The organism is Rickettsia senegalensis, assembly GCF_056135685.1.
Genome location: NZ_JBVYTQ010000001.1, coordinates 906,688 through 922,011 on the forward strand (window position 1 = coordinate 906,688; position 15,324 = coordinate 922,011).

Here is a 15,324-nt window from a genome sequence, read left to right on the forward strand (position 1 = left end):
AAAATGCGTTAATAATAACACATTACTAATTATTTTTCCAGTATTGTATTATTTATTTCTTTATAAGCTCCGGGTTTTAGATTATCTATTGTAAAACTACCATATTGAATCCTAATTAATTTGTTAACTTTTAGTCCAAAATACTCGAATATTCTTCTAATTTCCTGATTTTTTCCTTCAAATAAAACTACTTCAAACCAAGAATTACTCTTATTTTGCTTAAGTAACTTTATCGAATGAGGATTATAGAATATCCCGTCAATTTCTAAATTTTTATAATCGCTTTTTAGTAGAATATCAGACTTCCCATATGCCCTAACATGATATACTCGCTTTAACCTATTTGAAGGTAGCTCAAACTGACGCGCTAAGTCACCGCTATTAGTTAGTAATAACAAACCCTCGCTATTTAAATCCAGCCTACCTATTGAAATTACACGAGGTAAACCGGTTAGTTGTTCAAACACCGTTTTACGAGATAAAGGGTCTTTATGAGTGGTAATTAAACCGACAGGCTTGTAATAAATCCAAAGCCTTGGTTTTTGCGATTGATTGATTAATATGCCTGATACTTCAATTTGATTACTGATATCAACATTTGTAGCCGGTGATAAAATTGTAATGCCGTCTACTTTTACCTGTCCTTCAGCTATCAGCTTTTCAGCATCACGCCTAGAACATATTCCTGCATTACTAATTATTTTGGCTAATCTCGGCATTTTTAAATATAGTAAATTTCATAGACATCTTTCTAAGTCAGCTTCTAGAAGTTATTTAGAAAGCTGTCTAATAAAAACATACAAAAATACCCTTAAAAAGCAATATTAATAATTTGACATAAATAATTAATATAATTATATTATATCGTTATATGTGCTTTAACAAAATTATACGAATGTTAATTTTACTTATCAAAACTTTTTCCTTTAAAATCTTATCTTCTTTTTTTAGCTGATTTTCTTTTTAGTAAAAATTACATACTTTTTTCTTCACTCTAAACTTCATTAAATTATGCAAAAACTTATTGGTTCAATCCTGTGAATTTCAGGTACTTGTATAGGTAGCGGTATGATAGCACTGCCTATGGTATTAGCAAAATTAAGTATAAAACATAGTATAATATTGATGTTTATAATTTGGTTTATAATGTATTATACTTCTTTAATTAACCTGGAGCTTAATCTTCAAGCGGGTAAAGGTTTAACACTTGGAGCATTGGGAAAATATTTTTCAGGACATACTGCTCAAATCATCGGTACGGTAAGCCTTAAGCTCCTTTCATATGCTTTACTTGCAGTATTTATATATGGGTGTTCTTCAATATTACAGAAGTTATTAGCTTTAGATACAAGTATAACTTATATAGGAGCATGGTATGTTATTATTAGCATTCTAATATTATTATTACCTCTAAAGTTAGTAGATTATATAAATCGAGTGCTATTTATCGGGTTGCTTATAATTGCAATTTTAGTTATTGGACTTGTTTCCATGATTCAGTGGGACAATTTACCTTTATTCTCACCAAATTATAAAGAAATATCTATATGGGGCGTAGTAACTCCGGTAGTTTTTACTTCGTTTGGTTTCTAAGTAATCTTCCATGTAGAAGTCAAGATTTAATCTTACAGACATTATAAAAATTATATCTGAATGTCTGATAAGTTATGACTGTCAGATGAGTATTCAAGATATAAGATTTCGTTATTCTTTTCAACAGCTAACTTTTTACTATCCATAAAAGTCTGCATAGGTGTTTTTCCATAGCAATATTTACCGGAATGCGGTCTTTCATTATTATAATATTCTAGCCAAATATCAAGATCTAGTTGTAGATCATCAAGATCAGTATAGATCTTTTTACGCATAGCAGTATCAAAGAATTCTTGTTTCATAGTTTTATTAAAACGTTCACACATACCATTTGTTTGAGGAGAATATGCTTTAGTAGTAGTATGCTCAATACCCTCAATGCTTAAGAACAATTCAAAAGCATGATGTTCTATATTACCTTTATACTCACCACCTCTATCAGTTAAAATACGAAGTACTGGTATTTGCTGACTCTCATACCATGGTAACACTCTATCATTAAGCATGTCAGCAGCGGTAAGTGCTGTTTTATCAGTATATAGTTTAGCCTCTGCAACCCGAGTGTAACTATCAATAAACACTTGAGAATATACCTTGCCTATGCCTTTAAAATTACCTACATAATATGTGTCTTGGCATCCTAGATAACCTGGATGCTGTGTATCAATCTCACCATGAGCTTCTTTCTCGCTACGCCGTTTCTCTAATACTTGTAACTGAGCTTCGGTAAGAACAATACCATCCTGAGCCATTTTGGCTTCTAATGCTTTAAGTCTTTTATTGATATTATTTAAATCATTACGTAGCCAAATAGATCTAACTCCTCCAGGTGATACAAGAATACCAGTCTTTTTAAGCTCATTTGATACTCGCAGCTGACCATAAGCGGGGTATTCTACTGCCATATCTAATACTGCTCTCTCTACGGCAGGATCAACTCTATTCGCTATAATTGGCTTCTTCCGACTAATCTCATATAATGCTTCTTCTCCTCCTGTTTCATATAACTCTTTAAACCTATAATAACTGTCTCTACTGTAACCCATAGCTTTATATGCTGACGATATACTACCAAGACTCCTAGCTAATTCTAGTAATCCTATTTTTGGCTTTATTATTTTTTGATTTAGATTCATCTCTAATCCTCCATTTAATATTATCTTAATTTTACTAAATGTAAGATTAAATCTCAACTATTACAACTAATTATTGTAACAAAGATGCTAAAATGCTAAAGACGGCGTTTTTATTTGGAAGCTTAATTCCTGCAATAGTATATATAATTTGGACTTGTAGTATTCTTATTGTAGTACATCATAATAATCCAACATTTTACCAACAAATGATTACAAGTAATGTAGAAGTCGGAGATTTAATTAAGGAATTAAGTAATATAGCAAAATGGCAGTCCGTACAATTATTAGGTCGTGCCTCCGTATTGCAGTTTAGAGTAAATAGTCTATAATCCTCAAACAGTAATAAGAGAGAATTATAGTTAAGGAGTTATGGCAAAAATAGATGTTAAGTATAATGGACTGAGAAATCAAGACAAAAAATAATCAAATTCGTTTCCTATTTTTATTATATTGTTAAGCAGCTAATTGATAATAATTTTGCGTATAATTCAGATAAACATCCATAGGTTTTTTGTAACCAATACCCGAATGAAATCTTTGATAATTATACTTATACAGATAATTATCAATACCTATCCTCAGTTCTTTAATATTTTTAAAATCATTAATAAATATACAGTTATATTTTATAGTCCTAAAAAATCTCTCTATTACGATATTATCAATACTTCGACCTTTTCCATTCATTGAGATTTGAATATTATTATCTTTTAGTATCTGTATATGGTCATGACTAGTATATTGACTACCCTGATCACTATTAAATATCTTTGGAGCATTATATTTATTAAGGGCATCCTTCAAGACATCAGTAACAAGAGTTGCATCCATAGAATTGGATAATTTATAACTTAATATAGCTTTGCTATGCCAGTCTATAATAGCCGCCATATACATAAAGCCATCATGAGTTCTAATGTAAGTAATGTCACCACTCCAAACCTCATTGACATTAGGTACATGTACTGTTTTTGTTGTTCTAGATTTAGTCCAATATTGATCAAGTAAATAACTGTATACTTTATGCTCATTATCCTTTACAGAAGTAGACTTTCTCTTATGAGGATAAATGGCTTCTATTCCCATCATCCTCATATATTTTAATACTCGATCTCTGCCAATTGAAAAACCATCCTCTAATAACTGATGATAAATATAACGATAACCAAATTCGGGATTATCTGTATATATTTCATCTATTCTATTTAAGATACTTAATTTATCTACACTAAGCGGTTTAACTTTATAATATGTTGTAGAGCGACTAATATCTAGCAACTCACATTGTCTTGTCTTTGGTAGTTGATCTAGCTTGGACTGGACAAGACTCTTTCTATTTGATAAGTCCAAGCTTTTTAGCTTTCCCACAGCCCAGTCCCTCTCCACCGTAGCTTTCCCAAGAGCTTTAGCTAGTTCATCATTTTGTTCTTTGAGATCACTAATTTGTTCTTGATATTCACTCAAAACTTTAGCTGGCTCAAAAGCTAGAGCTGCATTAGCAACAAACTGCTTTTTCCAATTCTGAATTGTCTTGGAGCTTATCTCATATTTTGATGCTAATTGACTTAAGGTAGCATCCTCTTTTATTAATTCTAATACTACCTTAGTCTTTTCTTCACTACTGAAAATCCTAACCTTATTTTTCTTCATCTTTCCTCCTAAGTTTTACCTATTTATTGTAACTTATTTCGGAAACTTGAGTACTATTTTTTCTGTCCTGTTTTCTCAGTCCATTATAAAGTGTAGATATTGTAACAACACAGAAGAAGTAATAAAGTCAGGATATTCAATTTCAAAACAACAGAGATATCAATGCAAGCGGTGTAATCGATATTTTTAATTGGAGTATATTAATAATGCATCTAAGCCTGGAGTTAAGGAGCAAATAGTAGAAATGTCAATCAACGGCTCTGGAGTTAGAGATACAGTAAGAGTATTAAAAGTGGGTATCAATACAGTTATCCGTGTTTTAAAAAAATCTAGTATTAAAAAACAATAAATCATTCTATCAGTACAACAGAAGTAATTATTGCTCCTGAGATAGATGAACAATGGTCTTATGTACAGAATAAATCCATACAACGATGGCTTTGGTATGCCTTGGATAAGATTTCGTTAAAAGTAGTTGCTTATACGTTTGGTACAAGATGTGATAGCACATTAGAATCATTACTGAAAAAACTAGAGAATTTCAAGGTGACTTTTTACTATACAGATGGATGGGGGAGTTATGCTAGGTTATTAGACCCTAAAAAGCATATTATCAGTAAAAAATACACTCAACGGATAGAACGAAGTAACTTGAACCTTAGAACGAGATGCAAGAGGCTTGCACGTAAGACAATCTGCTTTTCCAAGTCATTGGATATTCATGATAAGGTTATTGGTACTCTTATTGAACGTATAGCTTTTTAATAGGCATAACTGCAATATGGAGGCATGACCAGTAATTCTAATTTAATTAGAATTAAAAGTTCTTTTCTCCAAATTACCAAATTTAGAAAATTGACTATCATAATAAAGCGAAACATTTCCAACCGGTCCGTTACGGTGTTTTGCAACAATGATATCAGCGACATTATATACTTTGTTGAGCTTGTCTAACCATTCAGCATGTTTAGCGTCACCTGCTGCCGGTTCTTTTCTAGTTAGATAATATTCTTCACGGTAAATAAACATTACTATATCCGCATCCTGTTCTATGGTTCCTGATTCTCGCAGATCAGATAGCATAGGCTTTTTGTCCTCACGTAGTTCTACCGCTCGTGAAAGCTGAGATAAGGCTATAACCGGAATATTTAACTCTTTTGCTATTGCTTTTAAGCCTTGTGTAATCTCTGAAATTTCACTAACTCTATTTTCGGACTTACTCGCTCCTCTAATTAACTGCAAATAATCGATAAATAATATACCAAGATTATGCTTACGTTTCATTCTTCTCGCTCTTGTTCTTATAGCAGAAATAGATAGAGCAGGGGTATCATCGATAAAAAATTGTAATTCCGATAAAGTATTTGCTTCTTTGCGAAGACGGTTATATTTTTCTTCACCTAGAATCCCCGTACGAAGAGAAGTAGAATCAATTTCTGCACACATTGAAAGTAGACGTGTGGTTAGCTGTTCTGAGGACATTTCTAAAGAGAAAAAACCTACCGACTGAATTTCCTGATTATCCCTAATATTTTTAAGACGCATATTATTACAGGCGTTAAGTGCAAGATTTATAGCAAATGCTGTTTTACCCATCGATGGACGTCCTGCGAGAATTAAAAGATCGGAATTATGAAAGCCGAATAATTTATTATCTAGATCAAGTAAACCTGTAGATATACCGATTACGTGATCGTTATTTTTCATAGCTCTATTGATGCTAGCAAGGGATTCCGAAATAGGAATACCGATTCTGGTAAAACTCTTTTCATTTAGGCCTTCGCTAGCTAAATCGTAAAGTTTAGCCTCGGCATGTTCAATCTGTTCTCTTGCTTCAATCTCTAATGAGGAGTTATAAGCGTCGTTTACTACTTCTTCACCGATATTGATTAAATTACGCTTTATTGCTAAATCATATATTATTTTACCGTAATCAACCGGATTTATTACCATCATTGACATAGTTATCAATTTTGCTAAATATTCCGCTCCTTCTATTTCTTGAAATAGTTCATCTTGAGTTAACATACTACGTAAAGTAATAGGTGTAGCTATCAAACCTTTTTCGGTAATTTTTTCAATTGCGTTATAGATTTTTTGATGAATAGGTTCGAAAAAATGTTCACTACGCAAAAATTCCGATACATAACTAAGTAATTCATTATTAGTTAAAATCGCTCCAAGTAGCATTTGTTCTGCTTGAACATTTGAAGGTAAAACCCTTGTAGGTAAATTATCTTCATCATCAGTTAGTATATTTGTCATTTTATTTATTACTTAACGAATAAGTATAATTTTACAATTTAATTGCACATTAGCCCATGCTTTATCTATCGTGTATATAGGATAGCCGGTAATTAACCCTAGTGTAATACAAGCACGATCTCCAAGCGATAAGCCGAAATGTCTAGTTTGTTTTTTATAGTTGCAGCAAGAAAAGATTGTTTCTCATCAAAAGGTACAATAGAATTTACAAATGGCTTTATATAATCCTTACATTCTTGATATGACATTCCAGATTCTAATAAAATTCCGGCTACTTCAGACACATTAAAGGAAGACATGGATACATTTCCTAATAATTTTTTTAATTCTATATTAACGCTTTCATTCTTTATTAGAGCCAATAAGGTTGACGCATCAAATATTACATTATTCATTTTTTGCTTCATTTCTACGTTCAGCGATCAATTTATCTACTAAACTTTCTTCCGAAGAGTAGTATTTATTGATATTAGTATGGACTTTTTTTAATACAAAACTTAATGGAGAAATTACCACCTCATTTTCTTTAAGAGTAAATACTACTTTATCCCCTTCTTTTAAATGTAATTGTTTCCTATAAGCAGCCGGTATAGAGACTCTACCATCTTTAGCTATTTTAGCACTATTTACCATATGGATACCGCAATCATTAAGATTAACCTACAATTATATTCTATATTAAAAATGATTGTAGTACTATTATTATATTTAGAACTAATTTTTAATTAAACACTCCCCCAACGTTTAATTAAATTAGTTTCAATATCAAAAAAATCTAAAACTCTAGTAATAGAATGATTCACTATATCATCTATTGCTTTAGGATTATTATAAAAAGCCGGTACGGGCGGTGCTATGATACCGCCGTAATTCGCTACTTTTAACATATTTTCTAAATGTCCGATATGTAGCGGAGTCTCACGGGTCATTAAAATAAGTTTTCGTCTATCTTTAAGTACAACACCTGCTGCTCTACTAATTAAACTATCTTCCATTGAGTGAGCAATACTTGCTAAGGTCTTCATACTACAAGGAGCTATTATCATTCCCAAAGTTTTAAAAGAACCGCTTGAAATGCTAGCGCCTAAATCTTTATCGTCGTAGCAATAATCAGCTAGAAACTTAACTTCATCTATAGAATATCTAGTTTCGAGCTTTATAGTAAGAGCTGCTCCCTCTGAAATAACTAAATGAGTTTCGATATTTTGTTCTTTTAGTACTTCAAGCAAACGAATACCATATATAGCACCTGATGCTCCGGAAATTGCTATAATAATTTTTTTATCTTTATTCATCTAGGTTTCTATAATTTATCAGTTTAGTATATAATAAAAAAAAATTTAAAATACATTATATATGCGAATAGCAAAAATATTATTACCGGCAGCAAAATTATTCCCTTTAGACTATTTAATACCAGAAGATTTGGAGCTAAATATCGGTGATCTTGTCATAGTGCCTTTTAGAAATAAGGAATTAACCGGTATAGTATGGGAATTTGCTACCACTCCTGAAGCAAAAAAGCTAAAAACCGTAAAAGAAAAAGTACCATTAAATTTAAATATTACTTCAGAAGTTTTAGAGCTGATTAAATGGATGAGCGGTTACTATATGTCAGAACTTGGGAGCGTAGCCAAGTTAGTATTACCTATAGATATTGCTGAAAAACCGATTAAAGTTAAAGAGCAGAAAGTAAATAATAACTTTGTGCTACCTGATTTGTCAGAAGAGCAGAATAGGGTAGTAACAGTCTTAAATGAAAGCCGTAAGCCTGTGATTATTAAAGGTGTTACAGGGTCAGGTAAAACGGAAATATATTTTCATCTAATAGCAGACTACTTAGCAAAAGGCAAACAAGTGCTTGTGATGTTGCCTGAAATTGCTTTAAGTACACAAATTATTAATCGTTTTACAGAGCGATTCGGTTTTGAGCCTATCATATGGAACTCAAGCGTTACCAAAGCTCAAAAGAAAATGATTTTAAGAGGTATATTAAGCGATAATGTTAAAGTAGTAATTGGGGCTAGAAGTAGTTTATTTTTACCTTTTAAAAATCTCGGTTTGGTGGTTATAGATGAAGAGCATGACGATTCCTATAAACAAGATGACGGTATATTATATAATGCTCGGGATACGGCTATCGTAAGAGGTACATTTGATAAAGCACAAATTGTTTTGTGTTCGGCAACGCCGTCTATTGAAACGATGTATAATATAGAAATAGGTAAATATCAATTGGTTACATTGGTTAATAGATACAAAAATGTCGGTTTGCCGAATATAGAAATAATCGATATGACTAAAGAAAAGCTATCTAAGAATTCCTATTTATCCAAGATTCTTATAGAAGCTATCAAAGATAATTTAGATAATAAAAAGCAAGTATTATTATTTCTTAACAGGCGAGGCTATGCACCGCTCATGCTCTGCAAAGCTTGCGGCCACAGATTTGCCTGTAAATTCTGCTCTTCTTGGATGGTGGTACATAAAGCAACTAAAAAACTTGAATGTCACCATTGCGGTTATCAAAGTAAAATTTTTAGTTCTTGTCCTGAATGTCTAGAGGATGAAACATTAACTATCTGTGGTCCAGGAATAGAAAGAATAGAGGAAGAAGCAAAGGCACTTTTTTCTGAGAGTAAAATTGCGGTGATAAGTAAAGATCATGCTAAAAGTCCGGAAAAAATAGTACAACTTCTACAACAAATGGAAAATCTAGAAATTGATATTTTAATAGGCACACAAATAATAACAAAAGGCTATCATTTTCCAAATCTTACTTTAGTTGGAGTAATAGATGCCGATCTTGGGAGTAATAACGCCGATCTTAGAGCATCTGAGCGAACTTTTCAGCTACTACATCAAGTAGGCGGTAGAGCGGGTAGGGGAGATGGTAAAGGTGTAGTATATTTACAAAGCTATTATCCTGATAATATAATTTTTAGTTATATTAAAGCCGGCGATGAAGATAGTTTTTTTGCAAATGAACTTGAAATAAGAAAATCAGCAGATATGCCTCCATTTTCCAAAACGGCATCGGTAATTTTATCAGGTTCCAATGAGTCTAAAATTTTAGAGATTGCTAGAGCTATGGTCCGAATTGCACCAAAAGCAAACGTGAAAATTTTAGGACCGGCAAGCTCATTAATGTCAAAGCTTGCCGGTAAATATCGTTACCGGATACTTGTTATAGCCGATAAGAAATTTAATTTGCAGAAATATTTAAAATTTTGGCTAAGCCTTATAAAAATTCCTTCTTTTTGCCATCTAAAAATAGATATCGATCCTAAAAGTTTTTATTAGCTTCTATACCTTTCTCCTTTATTCTTCGACGGTGGAACATTAGATGAATGAGGAGAAGGATTAGTAAGAGATTTTTGTATTTCTGCTATAGCTTTTTTAGTATTTTGAGTAGAATTTTTTATAGCGTCTTTATAAAAAGCAGCTTTAGCTTTATCTCCGGTAAATGAATATTTTATAAAATTACCAATATTTTTCCAAATAGGATTATTATCCATTTTTGTAGTTTCTTCACACCATTTACCTACCTCTTTCAGTTTTGCTTCAACTTTAGTTATAGCAGCTGGATTATGTTTATTATCATCATAAATTTGAATAAGGTTATTTACTTTTTCTTTAAATTCAATGTGTTTGCTACTTTGTTTTAAATGACCTATTATATCATCATTGTTTACTAATTCTCTAAGATTATCAATTATATCAGGTAATTTAGGTGGCTCAGGTAATTTATAATGTTGATTGATTTTCTCAAATTTATCTTTGTGTGGATGATTCTTTATTAGCTCATCTTCTATAAAAGAAACAAACTCTTTTTGAGGTACTTCTACTTGATTTATTAGTCGTCCTAATGATTGTTCATAAGCTTTAACAGTAACATCAAGACGCTTTCCTGCCATAGAATTGCTTAATTCTATATAGCGACTAAATTCCGGAATAAAAGCATCTTTGGTATCAATATTATGATTTTTAAAAAATTTCTCTATTTTTTCTTGTACGGTTAAATTAGATTGTTTTTTAGGTGTTTCTTCCGGTACTTTTGTTCGTTCCGGAGCGGGTTTTGAAAAAATAATAGGCTTTTGGGTTTCCACTTGTGGAGATGTGGTATCGACAAATATATCAAGTGCTTGGGAATGCGTAGTTAAGTCAGTCTGTTTTTTATGTTCCTCGTTCCATGTCTTTATTTTCTCAGGAGTAGGTTTTGGAGGAACAGCCGGCTTTGTATTTTTTGGTGGGGTATCTGACATATTTGTTTTGTTTTCCCACTCTTTTATTCTATCTTTTACTGTTTTTGGAATATTATCTTGTGCCATATTAAGCTCCTATATTTCTTTACATAATTAAACCATATTTTTATCTTCGTTAGTTTGCTTAAATTTTTTATAAATTGCAAGTAAAATTTCTTTTTGTAATGCAATATTTTGACTATAAGATAATTAGGTTATATATTTTATATATTAGAATCCAAGTTATTAACTAAAATGAGATGTGAATTTTATGTACCCCCTTATTAGACTTAGAAGAAATAGAAAAGCTTTTTGGCTTAGAGAATTAATAGCCGAAAGTAGCTTATCGGTTAATGATTTAGTGTTACCTTTATTTGTTGTTGAAAGACATAATGAAAGACCAGAAATTAAGACTATGCCCGGTATATATCGCTTATCGATCGATCAGGTAGTGGAGACGGCAAAAAAAGCAGTAGGACTTGGTATTAATGCTATTGCATTATTTCCTAGCATTGATCAAAGTCTAAAAAGTGAAAATGCCGATGAGGCTTATAATTTAGATAATTTAATATGTAGAACTATTAGAAGCATCAAAAACGCTAATATCGATATTGGTATAATATGCGATGTAGCACTTGATCCTTACACTACAAGCGGTCATGACGGTATTGTACATCATGGGGAAGTTGATAATGATAGATCATTAAGAGCTTTATGTAATCAAGCATTAGTGCTAGCAAAAGCCGGAGTAGATATTGTTGCACCTTCCGATATGATGGATGGAAGAATCGGGGCTATAAGGGAATATCTTGACAAAGAGGGATTTATAAATGTTGGAATTCTTGCTTATGCCGCTAAATATGCTTCAAGCTTTTACGGTCCGTTTCGTGATGCTGTTAAGAGTAATAAAAAGAATTATTTAGATAAATCAAGCTATCAAATGGATGTACGTAATATTAAGGAAGCAATGCTTGAGATTGAGCATGATATAGCAGAGGGAGCCGATATGGTTATGGTGAAGCCCAGTATGATGTTTTTGGATGTTATTCGTGAAGCGGCGAATAATTTTAATGCTAAAATTTTTGCATATCAGGTTAGCGGAGAATATGCAATGTTAAAATTTGCAGCAGAAGCAGAGGCAATTGATTGGGAGAAAGCTTTGATGGAGTCATTAATTAGTTTTAAACGTGCCGGTGCAACCGGTATATTTACCTATGCTGCTCTTGAAGTAGCTGAAATGTTGGGGAACAATAAAATTAAGTAGAAAACGGCTTCAATCCTTGATATAAAATAAATAATATGTTTTATAATTATATCAAAATTATCAATTTTATATAAATCATTATAAAGAGGCGAGGATGACTCACAATAAGCAATCAGTATTTAAAGGTTGGAATTTTTTAAAACCTAAAGGAGGCGGAGCTAATGAAGCAGGAGAGCATGGCGGAGTATATCAAAGCTCAGACGGTAAAATTACAGCGATGATAAAAAAAGAGGCTTCAAGCTCAAAAAATATAGCCGAGTTTTTAGGATCCCAAATTTTTGAAGCTATAAGTCCCGGAAATGGAGCAAAGGTTAATTTAATTGCTCCTGATGATTTTAATAAATCTAAGGCCGTTGATTCACAAATATACGTCAAATCTGAATTTTTTGAGAATTATAGTAGTGATATGTATGTGGACATGGATAAACATATGTCTGCTAAAACTAAACCGAGTTCTTGGTTTAGAAAGGACGGCGGTAGACCGCTTTTTATGGGGGCTAGAAATAAATTATTTAGAACCTTAGAAAATGCTTTTAAGGAAATTAAGTATCAGAACTTTGAAAACATTATGCCGGCAAGTTTATTGATAGGCGATTTTGATATACATGTTGGAAATATAGGAGTTATCAGAGATCAAAAAAATCCAAAAACTTTACCTAAATTAGTAAGAATTGATTTTGCCGGTAGTTTTGATAATTTAACAAATAATATATATCCGCATTCAAGAGCCAAACATTTGCCGGGATTCGGTCCTACTAACCATTTTAGAGAATTTCCTTCTAATTTAAGAACAAAAAATCCTAATTTTGCCGATAGCTTACTTGCAGTTTCTAAAATTGATTTAAGCAAAACTATTGATAAAAGTTTTGATGAATTAACTAAATATTATAGTAATGAAGCAATTGCAGAATTTGCAAAACAAGCAATGCCAAAGAAATTTAATAATAAAAAATCTAAAGAAATAACGCCTGAAGAAATTAAGGCTAGTTTAATAGATACAATGAAAAAAAGACAAGAATCCTTAAAGGAATACGGCTTAGAAATTAAAGTAAATAGCCTAATTTCTAAAAAATATAGTTTTCCTTATTACAAAGTGAAAGCGCAAGGATTAAAAACATTAATGAAAGAATCTCCTGATTATTTTGAGAAAATTCTTAATTATGAAGAAAGAAAAAAAGGAGGACAAAAACTTAAATTAAGAAATAAAATCACTACTAGTTTTGCAAGAATTTTAGAAATACTCGGTATTAGGGATAGTGCGAAAAAACATTTAATAAAGACAATAAAAAGTTTAAATGAAGATATTAAAGATGAAAGAAATTTAGCTGATTCTTCTGATAAAATAAAGAAAGAACCAAAACAAAAATCTGTAAAGACAAATATAGACACAAATAGAGAATATGTAGACGCTCTAGAAAAATTCAAGAAAGAAGTCGGAACGGATGATATTGTTAGTGTTACTCCAAGTCAATTAGGTTTAGGTAGAAAAGCTAAACAGAAAGACCAAGATTTATTAAAATTAGATGAAGAAGATCTAAAACATATAAAGAATCTAAAAGACAAGGTTATGAAGCCTACAAAAATTACTTCGGCTAATGTTGTTAATAAAAAGTCTACACCGGCTAAAACGAGATAATAAATGAACCGAGCAACAAGAAGCCTACAACTAAGTAATTAATCAGTAAAAGCCCATATTGCATAGGAAGCTTAATTATCTCAATCTTTTTAGAAAAATACATGGCTTTTACTACTTTAAGATAATAAAAAGCAGCAACTACGCTGGTAAAAATACCACAATAAGCTAATACGAATTCTTCTTGATTAATTGCTTGGTAAAAAAGGTAATATTTACTGAAAAATCCTGTGAGAGGAGGAATTCCGATCATCGAGAACATAACTATGCTAATTACGGCAGCTATAGTTTTATGGTTCTCTGCAATTCCTTGTATAGTTTTAAAACTAGCTTTATCGGCATCTTTACCGAGTAGCATAATTAAGCAAGTAAAAAATCCTATACTCCCTACCGCATATATTAGAATATATAGTAAAGCTGCTTTATACCCTTCTTGATTATGCAGAAGAACGCCGATTAATACATAACCGATATTTAAAATAGTACTATAAGCCATTAATCTTTTCAGAGAAGTTTGACGAATGGCTCCAAAAGCTCCAAACAGCATAGATAATATAGCAATTATTTTTATTAAATTATAATTAATAGGATAGTAATTACCTATAATTAATTTGCTAATATTTAATAAAACAATAACCATACCTATTTTTGAGGCAGCGGTGAAATAAGTAACCGCACTAATCGGTGATCCTTCATATACGTCAGGAACCCAAAAATGAAGAGGAGTACTTGAAAGTTTGAAGAAAATACTACTTAAAAATAATACAATACCGATTATTAAACCAAAATTCATCCCAGAATTATTATTTAGTTTATATAAGATATCCTCAAATTGTAGGCTTCCACCGAATCCATATATAAAAGAAATCCCGAATAATGATAAACAACTAACCAGACTACCTAAGATAAAATATTTTAAAGCACCCTCCGATGATTTAATATCATTTAATTTGAATCCTGCAAGTGCATATGAAGTTAAAGCAGTAAGCTCCATACCGCAGAATAATAATAGAAAATTCCGTGACGAAATTGCAACAAAAATACCTACGGCCGATAATAATATTAAAGTGATAAATTCAAACTTTAATTCCTCAGCAACAAGAATAGAGTAATCACAGTATATAATCATGGATATAATAGTGAATAGCAGTACTATACTTTTACTAATACCGATATTTATTCCGGTAGCAAATGAGTACCATGCCCCTTCATAGCTTGAGTACTTAAAGGTAAGAAAAATTGATAATATACATAATAAAATAACGATATTAGAAATAATTCTATTTTTATTTGGTATAATTACGGCAAAAAACTGCCCTAAAAGTGCTATTAAAGTCAAAGTTATTTCAGGAAGTAGCAGTAGCATATAAAACTAATATTATTTATGGAAATATAGATATTAGTAAATAAATCATTTTTTATCAACAAACTTATATATAATATTGAACTCTAATACTACCTCTAATTAAAATTATTTTCTTTGTAAAATTTTACTTAGCTCTAATCCCATAATAATTATTGCAACTCGATCATTATTAG

Annotated in this window: 14 protein-coding genes and 1 pseudogene; 6 read left to right on the top strand and 9 right to left on the bottom strand. The window is 31.4% G+C overall.

Going from position 1 to position 15,324, the window contains the following annotated elements:
- Positions 1-29 precede the first annotated feature (29 nt).
- Positions 30-719, bottom strand: coding sequence for a pseudouridine synthase (locus tag AC0ODJ_RS04910; protein WP_218460691.1), 690 nt, complete (start codon positions 717-719; stop codon positions 30-32).
- 349 nt (positions 720-1,068) lie between these two features.
- On the opposite strand from AC0ODJ_RS04910, the gene AC0ODJ_RS04915 reads away from it, so the two are divergent.
- Complete coding sequence (locus AC0ODJ_RS04915) at positions 1,069-1,593, top strand: aromatic amino acid transport family protein (protein ID WP_218460692.1); 525 nt, start codon at positions 1,069-1,071, stop codon at positions 1,591-1,593.
- Positions 1,594-1,643: 50 nt separating this feature from the next.
- Here AC0ODJ_RS04915 and AC0ODJ_RS04920 read toward each other — a convergent pair whose 3' ends face one another.
- A complete protein-coding gene (locus tag AC0ODJ_RS04920) occupies positions 1,644-2,729 on the bottom strand; it encodes an IS481 family transposase (protein WP_474465674.1) in 1,086 nt (361 codons plus the stop codon).
- 59 nt (positions 2,730-2,788) lie between these two features.
- Here AC0ODJ_RS04920 and AC0ODJ_RS04925 point away from each other — a divergent pair, with 59 nt between their 5' ends.
- Positions 2,789-3,058: an aromatic amino acid transport family protein gene (locus AC0ODJ_RS04925; RefSeq protein WP_474465753.1), complete on the top strand. Its 270-nt coding sequence runs from the start codon at positions 2,789-2,791 to the stop codon at positions 3,056-3,058.
- A gap of 124 nt (positions 3,059-3,182) precedes the next feature.
- Here the strand turns inward: AC0ODJ_RS04925 and AC0ODJ_RS04930 are convergent, their stop codons facing one another.
- A complete protein-coding gene (locus AC0ODJ_RS04930; RefSeq protein WP_474464651.1) occupies positions 3,183-4,379 on the bottom strand; it encodes an IS3 family transposase in 1,197 nt (398 codons plus the stop codon).
- An 82-nt stretch (positions 4,380-4,461) separates the two neighbouring features.
- On the opposite strand from AC0ODJ_RS04930, the pseudogene AC0ODJ_RS04935 reads away from it, so the two are divergent.
- Positions 4,462-5,144: pseudogene (locus AC0ODJ_RS04935) on the top strand (IS1 family transposase).
- A gap of 42 nt (positions 5,145-5,186) precedes the next feature.
- Here AC0ODJ_RS04935 and AC0ODJ_RS04940 read toward each other — a convergent pair.
- From AC0ODJ_RS04940 to AC0ODJ_RS04955, 4 genes are all read right to left on the bottom strand, one after another.
- A complete protein-coding gene (locus AC0ODJ_RS04940; protein ID WP_218460336.1) occupies positions 5,187-6,644 on the bottom strand; it encodes a replicative DNA helicase in 1,458 nt (485 codons plus the stop codon).
- Between the two features lie 98 nt (positions 6,645-6,742).
- The gene (locus AC0ODJ_RS04945; protein ID WP_371920395.1) at positions 6,743-7,039 is read right to left on the bottom strand and encodes a hypothetical protein; all 297 of its coding nucleotides are present in this window, start codon (positions 7,037-7,039) and stop codon (positions 6,743-6,745) included.
- Complete coding sequence (locus tag AC0ODJ_RS04950) at positions 7,032-7,277, bottom strand: AbrB/MazE/SpoVT family DNA-binding domain-containing protein (RefSeq protein ID WP_218460335.1); 246 nt, start codon at positions 7,275-7,277, stop codon at positions 7,032-7,034. Before AC0ODJ_RS04950 ends, AC0ODJ_RS04945 begins: the two co-directional genes overlap by 8 nt.
- 92 nt (positions 7,278-7,369) lie before the next feature.
- Positions 7,370-7,939, bottom strand: coding sequence for a UbiX family flavin prenyltransferase (locus tag AC0ODJ_RS04955; protein WP_218460334.1), 570 nt, complete (start codon positions 7,937-7,939; stop codon positions 7,370-7,372).
- 61 nt (positions 7,940-8,000) lie between these two features.
- Between AC0ODJ_RS04955 and AC0ODJ_RS04960 the strand changes: the two genes are divergently transcribed.
- Positions 8,001-9,947 (top strand): primosomal protein N', encoded by a 1,947-nt coding sequence (locus AC0ODJ_RS04960; RefSeq protein ID WP_218460333.1) that lies wholly within the window; start codon positions 8,001-8,003, stop codon positions 9,945-9,947.
- On the opposite strand, the gene AC0ODJ_RS04965 is transcribed toward AC0ODJ_RS04960, so the two are convergent.
- Entirely contained in the window at positions 9,944-10,975 is a 1,032-nt protein-coding gene (locus AC0ODJ_RS04965) for a hypothetical protein (protein ID WP_474465158.1), read from the bottom strand. The genes AC0ODJ_RS04960 and AC0ODJ_RS04965 overlap by 4 nt on opposite strands.
- 184 nt (positions 10,976-11,159) lie before the next feature.
- Here AC0ODJ_RS04965 and hemB point away from each other — a divergent pair, with 184 nt between their 5' ends.
- Entirely contained in the window at positions 11,160-12,152 is a 993-nt protein-coding gene (hemB, locus tag AC0ODJ_RS04970; protein ID WP_218460331.1) for a porphobilinogen synthase, read from the top strand.
- A gap of 94 nt (positions 12,153-12,246) precedes the next feature.
- On the top strand, positions 12,247-13,788 hold the full coding sequence (locus AC0ODJ_RS04975) for a hypothetical protein (RefSeq protein WP_218460330.1): 1,542 nt from the start codon (positions 12,247-12,249) through the stop codon (positions 13,786-13,788).
- Here the strand turns inward: AC0ODJ_RS04975 and nuoN are convergent.
- Positions 13,775-15,151 (bottom strand): NADH-quinone oxidoreductase subunit NuoN, encoded by a 1,377-nt coding sequence (gene nuoN / locus AC0ODJ_RS04980; protein ID WP_218460329.1) that lies wholly within the window; start codon positions 15,149-15,151, stop codon positions 13,775-13,777. The genes AC0ODJ_RS04975 and nuoN overlap by 14 nt on opposite strands.
- Between the last annotated feature and the right edge of the window lie 173 nt (positions 15,152-15,324).

Excerpts from the sequence above, each read along its gene's own strand:
- AC0ODJ_RS04910 (WP_218460691.1), bottom strand. The coding sequence starts at position 719 with ATGCCGAGATTAGCCAAAATAATTAGTAATGCAGGAATATGTTCTAGG.
- AC0ODJ_RS04915 (WP_218460692.1), top strand. The coding sequence starts at position 1,069 with ATGATAGCACTGCCTATGGTATTAGCAAAATTAAGTATAAAACATAGT.
- AC0ODJ_RS04920 (WP_474465674.1), bottom strand. The coding sequence starts at position 2,729 with ATGAATCTAAATCAAAAAATAATAAAGCCAAAAATAGGATTACTAGAA.
- AC0ODJ_RS04930 (WP_474464651.1), bottom strand. The coding sequence starts at position 4,379 with ATGAAGAAAAATAAGGTTAGGATTTTCAGTAGTGAAGAAAAGACTAAG.
- AC0ODJ_RS04940 (WP_218460336.1), bottom strand. The coding sequence starts at position 6,644 with ATGACAAATATACTAACTGATGATGAAGATAATTTACCTACAAGGGTT.
- AC0ODJ_RS04945 (WP_371920395.1), bottom strand. The coding sequence starts at position 7,039 with ATGAATAATGTAATATTTGATGCGTCAACCTTATTGGCTCTAATAAAG.
- AC0ODJ_RS04950 (WP_218460335.1), bottom strand. The coding sequence starts at position 7,277 with ATGGTAAATAGTGCTAAAATAGCTAAAGATGGTAGAGTCTCTATACCG.
- AC0ODJ_RS04955 (WP_218460334.1), bottom strand. The coding sequence starts at position 7,939 with ATGAATAAAGATAAAAAAATTATTATAGCAATTTCCGGAGCATCAGGT.
- AC0ODJ_RS04960 (WP_218460333.1), top strand. The coding sequence starts at position 8,001 with ATGCGAATAGCAAAAATATTATTACCGGCAGCAAAATTATTCCCTTTA.
- AC0ODJ_RS04965 (WP_474465158.1), bottom strand. The coding sequence starts at position 10,975 with ATGGCACAAGATAATATTCCAAAAACAGTAAAAGATAGAATAAAAGAG.
- hemB (WP_218460331.1), top strand. The coding sequence starts at position 11,160 with ATGTACCCCCTTATTAGACTTAGAAGAAATAGAAAAGCTTTTTGGCTT.
- AC0ODJ_RS04975 (WP_218460330.1), top strand. The coding sequence starts at position 12,247 with ATGACTCACAATAAGCAATCAGTATTTAAAGGTTGGAATTTTTTAAAA.
- nuoN (WP_218460329.1), bottom strand. The coding sequence starts at position 15,151 with ATGCTACTGCTACTTCCTGAAATAACTTTGACTTTAATAGCACTTTTA.